This is a genomic window from uncultured Campylobacter sp. (assembly GCF_938018145.1).
Taxonomy (GTDB): Bacteria; Campylobacterota; Campylobacteria; order Campylobacterales; family Campylobacteraceae; genus Campylobacter_A.
Genome location: NZ_CALIII010000258.1, coordinates 1 through 15,416, shown reverse-complemented (window position 1 = coordinate 15,416; position 15,416 = coordinate 1). Strand labels below are relative to the sequence as shown.

The 15,416-nt window shown below is 48.5% G+C and carries 14 protein-coding genes and 1 pseudogene; 2 read left to right on the top strand and 13 right to left on the bottom strand.

The genetic code is table 11. The annotated features are described in order from the left end of the window. Together Q0338_RS05965 and Q0338_RS05960 are read left to right on the top strand one after the other, a co-directional pair. The coding region (locus tag Q0338_RS05965; RefSeq protein ID WP_298085959.1) for a DUF748 domain-containing protein at positions 1–1,661 on the top strand (1,661 nt) is incomplete at its 5' end. Positions 1,662–2,046: 385 nt separating this feature from the next. After that, entirely contained in the window at positions 2,047–2,976 is a 930-nt protein-coding gene (locus Q0338_RS05960; protein WP_122874485.1) for a ribose-phosphate pyrophosphokinase, read from the top strand. A gap of 499 nt (positions 2,977–3,475) precedes the next feature. Here the strand turns inward: Q0338_RS05960 and Q0338_RS05955 are convergent, their stop codons facing one another. From Q0338_RS05955 to Q0338_RS05895, 13 genes and pseudogenes are all read right to left on the bottom strand, one after another. Further along, positions 3,476–3,979: a YqhA family protein gene (locus Q0338_RS05955; protein ID WP_298085958.1), complete on the bottom strand. Its 504-nt coding sequence runs from the start codon at positions 3,977–3,979 to the stop codon at positions 3,476–3,478. A 93-nt stretch (positions 3,980–4,072) separates the two neighbouring features. Next, complete coding sequence (locus Q0338_RS05950; RefSeq protein ID WP_298085957.1) at positions 4,073–4,312, bottom strand: hypothetical protein; 240 nt, start codon at positions 4,310–4,312, stop codon at positions 4,073–4,075. Between the two features lie 63 nt (positions 4,313–4,375). Continuing rightward, positions 4,376–5,401 carry an aspartate-semialdehyde dehydrogenase gene (locus Q0338_RS05945; protein WP_298085956.1) on the bottom strand — a complete coding sequence of 342 codons (1,026 nt, stop codon included), beginning with the start codon at positions 5,399–5,401 and terminating at the stop codon, positions 4,376–4,378. Positions 5,402–5,752: 351 nt separating this feature from the next. Further along, the gene (locus Q0338_RS05940) at positions 5,753–6,922 is read right to left on the bottom strand and encodes a sigma-54 dependent transcriptional regulator (RefSeq protein ID WP_298085955.1); all 1,170 of its coding nucleotides are present in this window, start codon (positions 6,920–6,922) and stop codon (positions 5,753–5,755) included. Between the two features lie 3 nt (positions 6,923–6,925). Beyond that, positions 6,926–7,324, bottom strand: a complete 399-nt coding sequence (locus Q0338_RS05935) for a hypothetical protein (protein ID WP_298085954.1) — start codon at positions 7,322–7,324, stop codon at positions 6,926–6,928. Next, positions 7,300–7,806 carry an LPP20 family lipoprotein gene (locus tag Q0338_RS05930; RefSeq protein ID WP_004321130.1) on the bottom strand — a complete coding sequence of 169 codons (507 nt, stop codon included), beginning with the start codon at positions 7,804–7,806 and terminating at the stop codon, positions 7,300–7,302. The genes Q0338_RS05935 and Q0338_RS05930 overlap by 25 nt, the downstream gene beginning before the upstream one ends. Positions 7,807–7,878: 72 nt before the next feature. After that, positions 7,879–10,500, bottom strand: a complete 2,622-nt coding sequence (gyrA, locus tag Q0338_RS05925; RefSeq protein ID WP_298085953.1) for a DNA gyrase subunit A — start codon at positions 10,498–10,500, stop codon at positions 7,879–7,881. A gap of 163 nt (positions 10,501–10,663) precedes the next feature. Then, on the bottom strand, positions 10,664–11,236 hold the full coding sequence (locus tag Q0338_RS05920; protein WP_298085952.1) for a ComF family protein: 573 nt from the start codon (positions 11,234–11,236) through the stop codon (positions 10,664–10,666). Further along, complete coding sequence (locus tag Q0338_RS05915; RefSeq protein WP_298085951.1) at positions 11,236–11,796, bottom strand: YajG family lipoprotein; 561 nt, start codon at positions 11,794–11,796, stop codon at positions 11,236–11,238. Before Q0338_RS05915 ends, Q0338_RS05920 begins: the two co-directional genes overlap by 1 nt. Before the next feature lie 9 nt (positions 11,797–11,805). Then, a complete protein-coding gene (locus tag Q0338_RS05910) occupies positions 11,806–12,495 on the bottom strand; it encodes a hypothetical protein (RefSeq protein WP_298085950.1) in 690 nt (229 codons plus the stop codon). A gap of 259 nt (positions 12,496–12,754) precedes the next feature. Continuing rightward, positions 12,755–14,545: a translation elongation factor 4 gene (lepA, locus tag Q0338_RS05905; RefSeq protein ID WP_298085949.1), complete on the bottom strand. Its 1,791-nt coding sequence runs from the start codon at positions 14,543–14,545 to the stop codon at positions 12,755–12,757. A 135-nt stretch (positions 14,546–14,680) separates the two neighbouring features. Next, positions 14,681–15,064, bottom strand: coding sequence for a transporter (locus Q0338_RS05900; RefSeq protein ID WP_298085948.1), 384 nt, complete (start codon positions 15,062–15,064; stop codon positions 14,681–14,683). Between the two features lie 123 nt (positions 15,065–15,187). After that, positions 15,188–15,416, bottom strand: a pseudogene (locus tag Q0338_RS05895) (hypothetical protein); the annotation flags it as partial.

Genomic DNA, 15,416 nt, shown 5'->3' with positions numbered 1-15,416 from the left:
ACGGGCTAAACGTAAATTTACAAAATATCAGCGAAAATTTAGCCTCGCCCGTGAGCGCCAAAATAGACATGAAAAGCTCGCAAAAGCTAAATTTGGCGCTAAACGGTAAAATCACGCCAGAACCCCTAAATATCGAAGCGGACGTGAAGCTAAACGACGCAAATTTGCCTCGCTACTTCGTCTACGCTAAAAACTATCTGGACGCGAGCCTAAAAAGCGGCGAGCTAAACGCCGAGATAAACGTAAAATACGCCGCAGACGCCTCCGTAAGCGGTAAGGCAAATATCGAAAACATCGAGCTTACAGACGGCTCCGGCGATAAGGTTTTTGCCTTTAAAAACCTCAAACTATCTAAAATTTCGTTTGCGAAAAATTTCTTAAATTTAGAGCGCGTGACCCTAAGTGCGCCGTTTTTAAAGACGCACCTAAATAAAGAGCGCGAATTTAACCTAGGCCGCCTCGTGAAAAAGAGCGAGAGCGAAAAAGCTCAAAATGCAGACGTAAAACAAGCCGCCGCTAAAAACGAAAAGCCTGTCGAAACTGCAAAGCCGCAGAAAAAAGAGGGCGAGTTTGATTTTGCTATCAAGAACATCCTCGTAGAAAACGGCGATGTAGACTTCTCCGACGCGTCGCTATTTATGCCGTTTGCGACTAAGATCACCAAGCTAGAAGGCGTGCTGATGGATATCGACAGCACTCGCCCGACGATGGGTACGTTTGAGGGCGTAGTCGGCAAGAGCGGCTTTAGCAAGATCGGGCTCAAGCTACTGCCGTACGACCCGAAAAAGAGCACGGAGGTCAAATTTAGCTTTAAAGATATCGATCTAGTCGACGTGACGCCTTATAGCGGGCAGTTTTTGGGCTACAAGATAGAAAAAGGCAAGCTAAATTTGACCCTAAACTACGATGTTAAGGACTCTAAGCTAAACGGTAGCAATGTCGTAAATCTAGACACGCTAACGCTTGGCGAAAAGGTCGAGTCTAAAGACGCGGTAAACCTGCCCCTATCGCTTGCCATCTCGATCCTGAGCGATCAAAATAATCAGATAAACATTGACCTACCGGTGGAGGGCGATCTAAATGACCCTGATTTTAAATACGGTGGCATCGTCTGGGAAGCTGTAAAGAAGCTGTTTGCCGACATCACGCTGGCTCCGTTTAGATTTTTGGGTAATATGCTCGGACTAAGTAGCAAGGATCTAAACACTATCGACTTTATGCCCGCAAATGCCGAGCTAATCGTATCCGAGCAGGCTAAGATAGCTGATTTTATCAAGCTAACGACGGCAAAACCTAAGATGAAGCTAAGCATCACTCCGGCCTACTCGGACGTGGACGTAACGGCGCTAAAAAACGCGAAACTAAACGAAAAAATCAGTCAAACGATGGCGCAAACGGGCAAGGACTACGCAGGAGCGCTCGCGTCGCTAGCTCCTAAAGAAAAAAGTAGCGACGAAAAGTCGCTGCGGGAGGCTGCGCTAAAAGGCATCGAGGTGAAAAAAGAGCAGCTGCTAGATCTCGCTAACGCAAGAGCTCAGGCTATCAAGGCGGCCCTAGCTCAGGCTGGACTGGCCGAGGATAGGATAGTTGTCAAAAAGCCTGAAAAAACGGACGTCAAGCAGGGCGAATACTCAAGCGTGATGATGGGCGTGGCGGACTAAATTTGTATGGTTGCGGGTGTTTATTTTATTCGTGCCCGCACATTTTTGTTCGCCTTGCTTGCGACAAAGGATTTTTAGGGTTAAATTTGTAAATTTGACGCACCGAGACCCGCACCGCGAAAATGCTAAATTTGGCCTCCTCAAATTTAACACGAGATAAATTTGCAATATTTTAAAGCTAGAGATAAAATTTGACTCAAAAATAGCTCCGCCACGGCAGTCGGGGCTGCAAAATTTTTAAAAAGATTATTTCGTCGGCAGCCCGAGTTAGCGCGCCAAAAACTGAAATTTGAGCCGACAAAAGATAAAATTTATCCGCAAAAATCTACGAATTTAAGTTTTAGTTCGGTAAAATTAGATAAAAATTTTATAAAGGTTAATCGTTATGAGAGGTTACAAAATCTTTTCGGGCACCGCAAATCCGGCATTTTCAAAGAAAATTTCGCACTATTTATCGCTTCCGCTTAGCGAAGCTACGATCAAGCGCTTTAGCGACGGCGAGATCAGCGTGCAGATCGGCGAGAGCGTGCGCGGCAAGGATATTTTCATCGTCCAGCCTACCTGCGCGCCCGCAAACGTAAATTTGATGGAGCTTTTGATCCTAACCGACGCGCTTAAGCGCAGCTCGGCTAGCTCGATAACGGCGGTGGTGCCGTATTTCGGCTACGCGCGCCAAGACCGCAAAGCCGCTCCTCGCGTGCCTATTACGGCAAAGCTCGTGGCAAACATGATGCAAACGGCAGGCATCGACCGCGTCGTCACGATCGACCTTCATGCGGGCCAAATTCAGGGCTTTTTCGACATCCCGGTCGATAACCTCTACGGCTCGATCATCTTTAACGACCACATCAAAAACAAAAATCTCAAAAATCCTATCATCGCTAGCCCCGATATCGGCGGCGTCGCGCGCGCTAGAAGCGTCGCAAAAGCCCTAAATCTCGACATCGTCATCGTCGATAAACGCCGCGAAAAAGCCAACGAAAGCGAAGTAATGAACGTAATCGGCGACGTGGCGGGCAAGGACGTGATCTTGGTCGATGATATGATCGATACGGGCGGCACGATAGTAAAGGCGGCAAAGGTCTTTAAAGAGCGCGGCGCAACCTCGGTGATGGCGTGCTGCACGCATGCGGTACTCTCTGGCAAAGCATACGAAAACCTCGCAGATAGCGCGCTAGACGAGCTAGTAGTGACCGACACGATACCGCTTCGCGAGGAAAACGAAAAGATAAAAGTGCTAAGCGTTGCTCCGATTTTTGGCGAAGTGATCAGACGCGTGTATCATAACGAAAGTGTAAATTCGCTATTTGACTGATTATTGGCGGCTCTATGTTCGCCGGTTTTGATTAAATTTACCCCTTGACGGCGCATGCGACGAGTCTGCGCCGTTTTTAAATTTATACCTATCTTTAAGCGTCAAATTTAACTCCCGATTTACAACCCGAAAATTCAAATCAGTTTTGGTTTATGCCGTAAAGATGCGGGTAATGCCGCACAAATTTGGCTGCGTAAAATTTGCTCAAAAAAGACCGAAATTAAACGTAACTTTTCACGTTTTTTTCACGGAGTGAAAAGTGAAATAATTTATATTATTTTGGTTAATTTTGTAATCTTAAATTTAATCCCAAAAGCCCATAAAATCGGCATTTGTCGCTAAAATAGAACTTAAATTTATATAGCTTTAAATTTGGCAAAATTTTGAAATAAAACTTAATGATAAAGGCGAAATTTAAAAGTTATTCACATATAGCAAAGCGGTAAAATTTGAAGTGAAATTTAAAAAAGCGAGCCCGAATCCAGGCTCGCAAAAAGCCTCAGTGTTCGCCTTTGTGCAGGAAATAAAGTCCCAAACAAAGCGCCAAAATCGAGGCCGCGAGATAGGTCATCTCAAGCGGAGTGGTGAAATTTGCGTGCAAAACGCGCTGGAAAAAGTTAACGATAAGCACCATGATGATGACTTTGCCCAGTTTATCCTTGAGCTCGTCGAGCGAGTGCACCTCGAGGACTTTGCTCTGCTTGGACTTCTTAAGCTCCTCGATCTCGGAGATAAACAGCTCGTAAATGCCGAAGCTAAAGATGTAAAGCACGAGCGCCATGAGGTAGAGGTCGATCGCGCCCACGATCTCGCCGACGACGTCGGAGTGGAAGTTCTCCGGGTGAAAATCGCCGAAAAAGTAGTGATAAACGGCGACGAAAACCTTGCCCACGTCGTAGCTGGCGATGACGAAAAGCACGATCGCGCCAAGCAAGCCAAAGACCACGGGCAGGAGCGTGAAGTTGTTGCTAAAGAGCAGGATTTTTTCAAAAGCTTTACGCATTAATTTCCTTTGTTTAAAAATAAAACGCGTATTTTATAATATTTTCCTTAAAGCTAGGGCGTGGATTAGAGTCGGCGCGTGAGGCTTGGGTTGTTATCTGGCGGGGTTAAATTTGAGTTTCGCGCGGTTTGCAAAGCTCTTTTTGGCGAGCCGCGGCGGATTGACGGGCGAGTCAAATTTGAGTTTATTAAATTTGATTGCGTAAATTTGACGGTACTGTTTGCTTGCGGCGATTTGCGCCGTAAAGATGCTGGTAAATTTAAGCGTCAAATTTAAAAAGCTAGTAGAAAATTCGTATCGGAAAAACTCGATTTTATATTTTAAGATAATCAAATTTTAGCCGAATTTACGCCAAATAAAAGCACAAATTCGGCAAATTTAAAAAACGCGGGCGGGCTATTCCTGCATCTCTATCCATTTTTGCGCGATTCTTACGGCATTGGTCGCCGCTCCCACGCGGATCTGGTCGGCGCTGCACCATAGATGCAGGACGTTTTTGCGGTAGTTATCCGTGCGGATGCGTCCGACGTAGGTCTCGTTGGTGTCGCTTGAGATGCTTGGCATCGGGTATTTTTTCGCGGCGGGCTCGTCCACGACCACGATGCTAGGCGCTTTGCGCAGGACTTCGCGAGCGGCCGCGGCGTCCACATCTCTATCAAAATGAATCGTGATAGCCTCAGAGTGGCTGCGAAGCACCGGCACGCGCACGCAGGTCGCGCTCACTTCCATATTTTTGTGGAGGATTTTTTGGGTCTCATTGACCATTTTCATCTCCTCTTTTGTGTAGTCGTTGTCCAAAAACACGTCGATGTGCGGGATGACGTTAAACGCTAGCTGGTGGGCAAAGACCTTCGGTTCGCACTCATCAAGCTTAAACTCGAAAAACTTTTGTAGCTGCGTGACTAGCTCCTCCATACCCTCTTTACCAGCACCCGAAGCCGCCTGATAGGTCGAGACGTCCACGCGGTTGATGCCGTACGCGTCGTCTAGCGGTTTTAAAATTTGCACCATTTGGATGGTCGAGCAGTTTGGATTGGCGATGATGCCGCGGGTTTTCCACTGCGCGATGTCCTGCGGGTTGCACTCGGGCACGACTAGAGGCACGTCCGCGTCCATCCTAAAGTGGCTGGTGTTGTCGATGACGACGGCGCCGCTGGCGGCTGCAAATTTGGCGTATTTTTCTGATACCGATCCGCCCGCGCTAAAAAACGCTATGTCGATCTCATGCTCGTCAAAAACCGTCTCGGTGAGCTCCACGACTTTGTGGTTTTTGCCTTTAAACTCTATTTGGGTACCTGCGCTTTTCGCGCTTGCTAGCGGTAGCAGCTCGCCCACCGGGAAATCCACCTCCTCCATAACGCGGAAAAGCTCCTCTCCGACTGCGCCCGTCGCGCCTACGACGGCAACGTTAAATTTTCTCATTTTGGCTCCTTTTTTGGTTTTTGTTTTTACTTCTTGGTCGGCAAAGCCGCCCTGCGATCAACCATATCGGTTGGATCCCGCACTCCTAGCAACGTAGCCTCGTCGCAATCAGACGCAAATCAAAAAGTTGATTGATTTTTTGACAGGAAATCGCATGCGCACGTTTTTGCTAAATTTGCGTCCAAATTTTAAATTTGATCGGACCTTGCGGTCAAATTTAACTTCTTTTATATTCAAATTTACCGCCCAAATTTGACGAGTCGTACGTCGCATTTTCAGCGTCGCCGTCTCGGCCGGCTAAATTTAAACTAAAATTTTGCTTATTTTACTCGCGTAAAGCTTAAATTTAAGCTATTTTCTGCTGCGAGCCTGCAAAAAAAGATCGCCCGGTTGTATTTCCTCGCCTTCGCTAAGTATCGCCGCTCGCTGCACGACGGAGATTAGCTCGCGGATATTACCCGGAAAATCGTAGTTTTCTAGCTCCTTTACAGCCGCTTCGGAAAAGCTTTTTGCGCCGAGGCTAAACTCCTCGCAGCTTTGTTTCAAAAATCGTTCGGCGATAGGTAAGATCTCCTCTTTGCGCTCTCTTAGCGGCGGGATGGCGACTGGCACGGTGTTTAGGCGGTAAAACAGATCCTCTCTAAATTTACCCTCGCTGATCATCGCAGGCAGGTTCGCATTCGTGGCGGATATGATACGGACATCGATCTTGACGCTTTTTGTGGCGCCAAGACGCGTGATCTCGCGCTCCTGGATCGCGCGCAGGAGCTTTGGCTGTAGATTTAGCGGCATCTCGCCGATCTCGTCTAAAAACAGCGTGCCGCCGCTTGCTAGCTCGAACTGCCCCTTTTTCATCGCCGAAGCGTCGGTAAATGCGCCCTTTTCAAAGCCGAAAAGCTCGCTTTCTATCAAATTTTCTGGGATCGCGGCCATGTTTATCGCGATAAACGGACCGTCCTTGCGCGGCGAGTTTTTGTGGATAAATTTAGCAAACAGCTCCTTGCCCACGCCGCTCTCGCCCATTAACATCGCCGAAGCGTCCGTTTTTGCGACGCGCGAGGCTAAATTTAGCGCATTAGCAAGCGCGGGCGAGCTAGCGACGAAATCGGTCGAATCAGCCTGTAAATTTGACCCGCTTTGCGCGGCTTTTAGGCTCGCAGCTGGTAGTTTACGGCGTAAAATTTCGACCCTTTTTATCGCCTCATACAGCGTTTGCGCGTCAAATGGCTTCGTTAGAAAATCCTTGACGCCAAGGCGCACGCTCTCGATGGCTTTGTTTAGCGTCGCGTTGCCAGTCATTATGATGACGTCAAATTTGCCCTCCAGGCGCTTGATGAACTCCAGTCCGTCCATCTGAGGCATGTTGATGTCGGTGATGATGAGATCGACGTCCTCGCCCATTTTTTTAAGCGCCTCGACCGCGCTTTTATAGCTTTTGATTTTTAGATCGTCGTATTCGCCAAGCGCGATCTCTAGGGACTTGCGCATATTTATGTCGTCTTCTACTATTACGATATTCATCTTTTACTCTTTGTTTTTAAATACGCTTATGATAGCCGAAGAGGGCTTAAATTTCACCGTAAAACGCACGGGAAACAGCGTGAGGTCGGTTGCGGAGTTCATATTTTTGTTGCGTTGGACGAAGCGATCTTCGACCTTAAATTTGTAAGGCAAAAAGCACTCGAAAAGCTCGTTTTTATGTAAATTTAAAAACTCTAGCGAGCTTTGCGCGGGCTGCTTGGAAGCGTCTATTTCGCATAGATACTCATACTCTAGCTCGCTTAGAACCATTGCTTTTGAAAGCGCGATATCGTCGTAAACGACGGTGTGATTTTTAGTGGAGATTTTGGCCCAGAGGATAAACTCCTCCGAGCTGTAAAGAAGCGCCGCAGCGGCAATCAGTAAGCAAAAATTTCTTGCCACTTGCTTTGGTCTATTTTCATTTCCATTCTGACGCGGTAGAGCCCGTCTTTAAAGTCGTGCTCGACGATGGAAGCGTTTTTGATAAGGCCTGCTACTTGAGCCGTGATGGTCGAGTCTCTAAGCATCGCGTCTCTAACCGTATCTTTGGAGTTTATCTTGACTCCGTATAGTTTCTCGGCTAGCTGTCTGTGCGCATCGGCGATGGCCGCGCGTTTAGCTAGAGCTAAAGACTGGGCGTGAGAGACGGTATTGGTCGGAGCGATACCTTCACCCACGGCGCCAAATACCGCATCGGCCGGTTCGATATCGTATATCATCTTTTCTTGTTTCATCACGCTTCTGATGTCTTCTTTATCGACCTTTTGGATGACGATGTCTTGCTTTGCCGATGTTGCGTCGTCGGAGGCAAAAGGGTTGTTAAAAGAGCAACCGCTCGTCAAAAATACTACTGCGCCTAAAACCGCGAATGTAATTTTTTTCATTCTTGAACCTTTAAATTTAGTTGTTTTTTGTTTGCAAATTTACTAGCAAATTGTATTCCAAAAACACTAAATTCATTCTAAATTTTCTAGCGTCTCTTCGCCGCTCTCATCCTCGCCATCATCGGCTTTAGGACACTTGGCGATACTGACTACGTCGTCGCCGTCCACATTTACGACGATGACGCCGCTGGTGTTTCGGCCGGCTTTGCGGATACTTTGCATATCGACGCGTATCATCTTGCCGCTTGAGGTTAGAGCCATCAGATCTTGTTCGTCATCGACCATTACGACGCCGATTAGATCGCCGGTACGATTCGTTAGCTTCATGCAGATTACGCCCTTGCCGCCGCGATTTGTTAGGCGGTATTCTTCTGCGGTAGTACGCTTGCCGATACCTTTTTGAGATATGCTTAGCACCTCTTGATCGTTGTTTTCGATGACGGCTGCGCCTACGACCTCGTCGCCGGCTTCTTTAAATTTAATACCCGTCACGCCGCGAGCCGTTCTGCCCATCTGGCGGACTTTGCTGAGTTTAAATTTGAGGCACATTCCCTTTTTGGTTACGATAAATAGCATCTTTTCGCTATCGTCGCTTCCTTCGGCCGCGTTCTCGTCGTTTTCCTCGCTATTTTCTTCGTCGATCTGAGCTTCTATCGCCTCTATCTCGTTTATCTCGGTCTCTACGCCAAGCTCATCGATGAGATTTATCGGCTCCTCTTCGCCCTCGACGATGAGAGCGGTCACTAGCTCGTCGTTCTCGTCCAGGTTAATAGCGCGAACGCCGATAGAGCGGATGTTTTTAAATTCGCTCAAATTCGTGCGTTTTACGATGCCGTTTTTAGTGAAAAACGCGAGCGATTTACTCTGGGCAAAATCAGTCGTCGGGATGATCGCCTTGATCTTTTCGTCAGGCTGTAGCTGGATGAGATTTACTACCGCTTTGCCCTTTGCCGTGCGGCTTCCTTCAGGGATCTTATAGACTTTGAGCCAGTAGAGCTGTCCTCGGTCTGTCACGAACATCAGCGTATCGTGAGTGTTGCTCGTAAAGAAGCTCTCGATGAAGTCGTCGTCGTATGTAGTTACCGCGACCTTGCCCTTGCCGCCGCGTTTTTGCTTCTCGTACTGCTTGCTCGGCACGCGCTTGATGTAGCCTCGGTGCGTGATGGTTACGACCATGTTTTCGTTAGGGATGAGGTCTTCGATATCGATGTCGTCGTAGTCGTCTACGATCTCGGTGATGCGCGGCACTTTAAATTTATTTTTTATCTCAAGCAGCTCGTCTTTGATTAGTTTTTCTAGCAAGGTTTCGCTCTTTAAAATTTCATCAAGGCGCGCGATCTCGGCCATCAGCTCGGCTAGCTCGGCTTCTAGTTTTTCGCGCTCAAGACCCGTTAGCTTGCTTAGCCTCATATCAAGGATCGCGTTTGCTTGTAGCTCGCTAAGGCCGAATTTCGCTACCAAGCCCTCGCGAGCGCTAGGCGTATCGGCGCTATTTTTGATGAGCTCGATCACCTCGTCGATATTATCCAGCGCGATCTTTAAGCCCTCTAAAATATGCGCTCTAGCTCTGGCTTTTTCTAGGTCAAATATCGTGCGGCGGATGATGACGGTTTTTCTGTGATTTAAAAATAGCTTCAAAAGCTCGATTAGGTTAAATACCTTCGGCTCTTTGTTGTTTATCGCGAGCATTATGACGCCAAAGGTGCTCTCCATCGTCGTGGATTTAAAGAGATTGTTTAGCACGATGTCGCTCATCGCGTCGCGTTTTAGCTCGATGACGACGCGGATGCCGTCCTTATCGGACTCGTCGCGCACTTCGCTGATGCCTTCGATCTGTTTTTCTTTGACTAGCTCGGCGATTTGCTCGATGAGGCGGGCTTTGTTTGTCTGATACGGCAGCTCGTCTACGACGATGACGTCTTTGTTCGGCTTTTTTTCGATGTGGGTTTTGGCGCGTAGTTTTACGCGGCCGCGTCCCGTGCGGTAGGCCTCGATGATGCCTTTTTTGCCAAATATTATCCCGCCCGTCGGAAAATCAGGCCCTTTTATATACTGCATCACCTCTTCTAGCGTCGCGTTTTTATTTTCAAGCACGAGCAAAAGCCCGTCTATTAGCTCGTCGAGGCTGTGCGGCGGGATATTCGTCGCCATACCGACGGCGATACCGCTAGAGCCGTTTAGCAGCAAATTTGGCACGCGGCTAGGCAGGACGTCGGGCTCGGTCTCTCTGTCGTCGTAGTTTGGGATAAAATCAACCGTGTCTTTTTCGATATCGCGCAAGATTTCTTCGGTGAGATTAGTCATCCTAGCTTCGGTATAACGCATCGCAGCCGCGCCGTCGCCGTCGATGGAGCCGAAGTTTCCTTGGCCGTCGACCGCCGGATAGCGCATGGAAAATTTCTGAGCCATACGCACGAGCGCGTCGTAAACGGCCGTGTCGCCGTGCGGGTGGTACTTACCGATGACGTCGCCCACGATACGCGCGGACTTCATATACGGGCTGCGGCTGCCGACTCCGAGGTTGTTCATCGCGTAGAGGATGCGTCTATGAACGGGCTTTAGGCCGTCTCTAGCGTCAGGAAGGGCGCGACCGACGATGACGCTCATCGAGTAGTCGAGGTAGCTCGTTTTTATCGACTCTTCGATGTCGACGGTTTGGATGTCTTGATTTTGATTGAGTAGATTTTCTTCCATTTTTATCCTTAAAATTTACTTGCCGATTTTAGCTTAAATTTGATAAAAACTTGCTAAATAGATACGCTTTTTCATGGCTTGATCGGGTTAAATTTAGCCGAAATTTGGGGTTTTACTTTGCTGGTTTTAAAATGCTAAATTTTACAAAATTTACCGCTATATTTTAGTATCTCGCATCCGCAAGCGTCAGCGCAAAAAGCACCTCGCAGCCGGCTTTTTGTAGCGTCCGTCTGGCTTCGTCTATCGTCGTGCCCGTCGTCACGATATCGTCTATCAAGATAACGGGAAATTTAGGCGATTTTAAAAGCTTAAAATTTCGCGGATTTTTTAGGCGAAAGGCGAGATCTTTGCCGTGATAGCTGACGTTTGAGCTCGCGTGCAAACAGGCGTAAAGCGGATGGATTTCCGCACTTTTTAAGGCGCGAGCCAAGATTGCCGTATGCGAGTAGCCGCTAGCCGCTCTATCGTCGATCGGCACGGCGTTTACGGGAGAGCCGAAGCTAAATTTGCTAGCAAAAATCTTAAAACTCAAATTTGCAAGCGCGCCGTAAACGAAAGAGCCGTGAAATAGGTGCTTTGAGTGGAGTAAATTTTTAACTTCGGAGTAGTCAAAAAAGCTGTAAATTTTAAAATCGCCGTCCAAAACGCGCGTCCTTGCGGGCGAGGCGAGCAGGTGATCTTTGCAAATTTTACAGATCACGCCCAGACTCAGATGCCCGCAGTTAGCGCATCTCATCAGCTTTTTAGGATCTGGATCGCCGCGCGTTTTACGATGTCTTGGAGTAGCTCGTCAAAAAAGCTCTTAAACGCGCCGCTCGTGTGAATCGGGGCAAATTTGGTCTGCTCCTGCGAGACGTTTTTGGTGATGGTCTGATCGCCTCTGTGCACCGTTATCGTGAGCTTTGCCGAGCCTTTTAGGTTGTCGGTGGAGTAGCCGCTTAGATTTGCTTTAAGCTCGACGATCCGCACGTCCACGACGATATCGCCAAAGTCGCTCAAATTTGCTCCTAGGCGCTTAAGTTCGGTGCTAAGGCCGTCTTGCAGCCAGCCCTCGATGCTGTTTTGCAGCGTGACGTACTCCTTGACGTCGCCGTTGCTGCCGGTGATCGTGGCGACGATGCTTTTGTTGGCGCGAGCGTCCTCGATGCTATTTATACGGATATTTTTTTGGTAGCCCATCTGGTTTGAGGTTGATTGATACGGGGTCAAATTTAACACCGAGCTGCGCTGCGAACATCCGCTCATGACCGCGGCAAAAAGCGCGGCGGCAATGGCGTAAAAAGCTAGTTTTTTCATACTTTTCCTTTATAGTTTTGATATCTCTTCGGCGGCTTTGTTGGCGGCTTGTTTAACCAGAAGGTAGACGTAGAGGTTAAAGTCCTCCGTGTCCTCGGCCTCCAGCTTGCGCACGTCTTGTCTGGTGGAGATATTTAGCACGCGGGTTTTGTTTATGTTTTTGACGCCTAGCTTGCCTTTCATCGCCGCGCTTAGATACTGCGACGGCTCGCTATACGACGCTGCGTAGTCGGTAAATGCAAAATCCACGCGGTACGTGTATGGCGAGGTCTGGCTATCCACGACCATGATGCCGCGGTTTAGCAGCTCGTCTTGTAAGAAAAGATGAAAAAGCCTCTCAAGGCGCTCTTTTGGATAGAGCATTTTCGCGCCGTTTTTGGAGATAAATTTTATGCCGCTATCAGCAGCTCTTTCGTCGGCTATTTTGTGGATATAGACTTTTTTGATAGCCGCGTTCGTGTCGATCCTGCTTTGAGCGATGCAGCATTTTATCGCGACGTCGCTGGTGTAGTCGGTGCCGTTTATCTTGATGTCCTGACCGCCGCTAGCGCACGAGGAGCAGTCTGCTTTGATACGCATCACCTCTTTGTAGCCTTTGGCGTTGCCTTCGCTAGTTTGAGCGACCTGTGGCGAGCTCTCGAAAAGCCCGAAACATCCCGTAAAAAGGAACGCTGCAAATAAAAGTATAAAATTTTTCATAAAAAATCCTTTCGTAAATTTTACATCACGCAAGCAAAATTCTATCCAAATTTGAGATGAATTTCCAAATTTGCGTAAAATTTGGAGGAAATTGGAAATTCGTATAAATTTTATTAAATTTGATTTTTGAAATTTTAAAGCGGAATGGTGTCAAATTTGGCATTTTCGCGGTGCGGGTCTGGGTGAGTCAAATTTGCAAATTTTACCGCGAGATAATAAAAGCAGCCGCGAGCGTAGCAAAAACGCTCGCAAGACGCCGCTAGTCTATCTTTAAAACGCTTAAAAACGCCTCTTGCGGCAAATTTACCTTGCCGATAGCTTTCATGCGCTTTTTGCCCTCTTTTTGCTTTTCGAGTAGCTTACGCTTACGCGTGATGTCGCCGCCGTAGCACTTGGCGGTTACGTTTTTGCCCATCGATTTTACCGTTTCGCGCGCGATGACTTTGTTGCCGATGCTGGCTTGAATAGCCACCTCAAAGAGCTGGCGCGGCACGATCTCTTTCATCGCTTTGACGAAGTCGCGCCCCTTGGACTGAGCTTTGCTTTCCGGCACGATGATAGAGAGCGCATCCACGGTCTCGCCTGCGACTTTGATATCAAGCTTTACCAGATCGCCCACGCGGTAGTCGCTAGGCTCGTAGTCAAAGCTCGCGTAGCCTTTGGTGCTCGATTTTAGCTTGTCGTAAAAGTCCATCACGATCTCGTTCATCGGGATGTCGTACTCGAGCAGCACGCGCTCGGGCGTGATGTAGTCCATCTTGGTCTGCACGGCGCGGCGGTTGTTTAGCAGCGTGATGATGTTGCCCAAAAACTCGCTAGGCGTGATGATCGTGGATTTTACGTACGGCTCTTTTACGTGCTCGATTTTATTGACCGGCGGGAGCTGGCTAGGGTTTTGGATACGTAAAATTTGACCGTCGGTTTGTACGACTTCGTAGGTTACGGTCGGAGCCGTGGCGATGAGGTCGAGGTCAAATTCGCGCTCCAAGCGCTCCTTGATAACCTCCATATGCAGCAGTCCCAAAAATCCGACGCGAAAGCCAAACCCAAGCGCGACCGAGGTTTCGGGCTCGTAGCTGATCGAGCTGTCGTTTAGCTTTAGTTTATCCAGGGCGTCGCGCAGGTCCTCAAATTTATCCGTTTCGATCGGGTAAAGTCCCGCAAATACGAACGGTTTAGCCCGCTCAAAGCCGCCGACGGGCTCTTTTACGGGATTACGAGCTAGCGTGATCGTGTCGCCCACCTGCACGTCGCTCACGTTTTTTAGCCCCAGCACCACGATACCGACTTCGCCCGCGCTCAAATTTGCCGTTTTTATCGGCGCGATCGGGTTTGGATACATGAGGTCTAGTACGATGTGTTTTTTGCCCGTGCCCATGACTAGGATTTCGTCGTTTTTCTTTAGCTCGCCGTCATAGACGCGCACGAGCGCCAGCGCACCTAGGTAGTTGTCAAACCAGCTGTCGTAGATGAGCGTTTTTAGCGGTTTTTCCGCCTCACCGCCGGGAGAGGGGATGCGCGTGATGATGGCTTCCAGTAACTCTTTGATACCGATGCCGCTTTTTGCGCTAACCTCGATCGCGCCGCTGCAGTCAAGCCCTATAACGTGCTCGATCTCGTTTTTTACGCGCTCCGGGTCTGCTGCCGGGAGGTCGATTTTGTTGATAACGGGGATGATTTCGAGGTTGTTTTCAAGTGCTATGTAGACGTTTGCGATGGTTTGCGCCTCTACGCCCTGAGAGGCGTCCACCACGAGCAGCGCGCCCTCGCAGCTAGCTAAGGAGCGGCTCACCTCATAGCTAAAATCCACGTGGCCCGGAGTGTCGATCAAATTTAGGACGAAATTTTGCCCGCCGAGCGCGTAGTTTAGGCGTACGGACTGAGCCTTGATCGTGATGCCGCGCTCTTTTTCGATGTCCATCGTGTCCATGATTTGGCTGCTCATCTCGCGGTCGCTGACGGCGCCGCACTCCTGGATCAGGCGGTCTGCGAGAGTGGATTTGCCGTGGTCGATATGAGCGATGATGCTAAAATTTCTGATGTTTTTCATGAAATCCCTAGTTAAATTTTGGGCGATTGTATAAAAATTTTCGTTAAAGTAGAGTAAATTTAGCTTTCGTTAAACGGGCGGCTGCTTGAGGCGGGGGATTTGGAGTAAATTTGACGCGGATTCGGTTCGTAAAATTTAACGTAAATTTTGAAGTCTTTCGCGCACGGCGCAAATAACGACGCAAAGCGAATACAAAAAATAAACATACGCCGCCAGTGGAGCAAAAGCGACGAATCCCGAGGCGTAAACTAGAGTGCTTAGCCCGTATGTCGCGTTTGCGAGTATGGGTATATGATATGTCCAAAGCTCAGGCTTTTCAAAAGGGGTATCGACGGCGTTGAAATACAAAGCCAAATTTAGCGCGAGCAGTAACAAAAATATATAATTCTTTTTCATAAAAGGAAAAGCGGCGCAAACCAAGGCTACCGCGAAATTTAGCGCGATAAGAAAACCTGTATAGTTGCCGTCCTCAAGGGCGCAATGCAGGGCGAAAATCACGACTAGTATATATTTTTTCATCTAAATTCGCCCCTTTTATAAAAATGAGTCGATTTAAATTTTAGCAAAAATTTATTCGTTTCGGGCTACGGATTTGATTTGATATGCTAGATCGCAAAATTTCGCCCCAAATTTGCCCAAATTTTAATGACTATGCCCCAAATGCCCGCCCGCGTCGTTTGATCTTACTTCGCAGATGAGCTCGTCAGCGCATTCGTTGTCGCTGCTCTCAAGCTGCAGCGTCGTGTGCGTGATGCCCAGATGCTCCATTTCGTGCGATATTTCGCGCAAGATCCGCTCCGCCTCGCGCACGCTTAGCTCGCCGCTAACTACGATGTGAGCCGTAAGCGCGTTTGTGCCACTCGTGATGCTC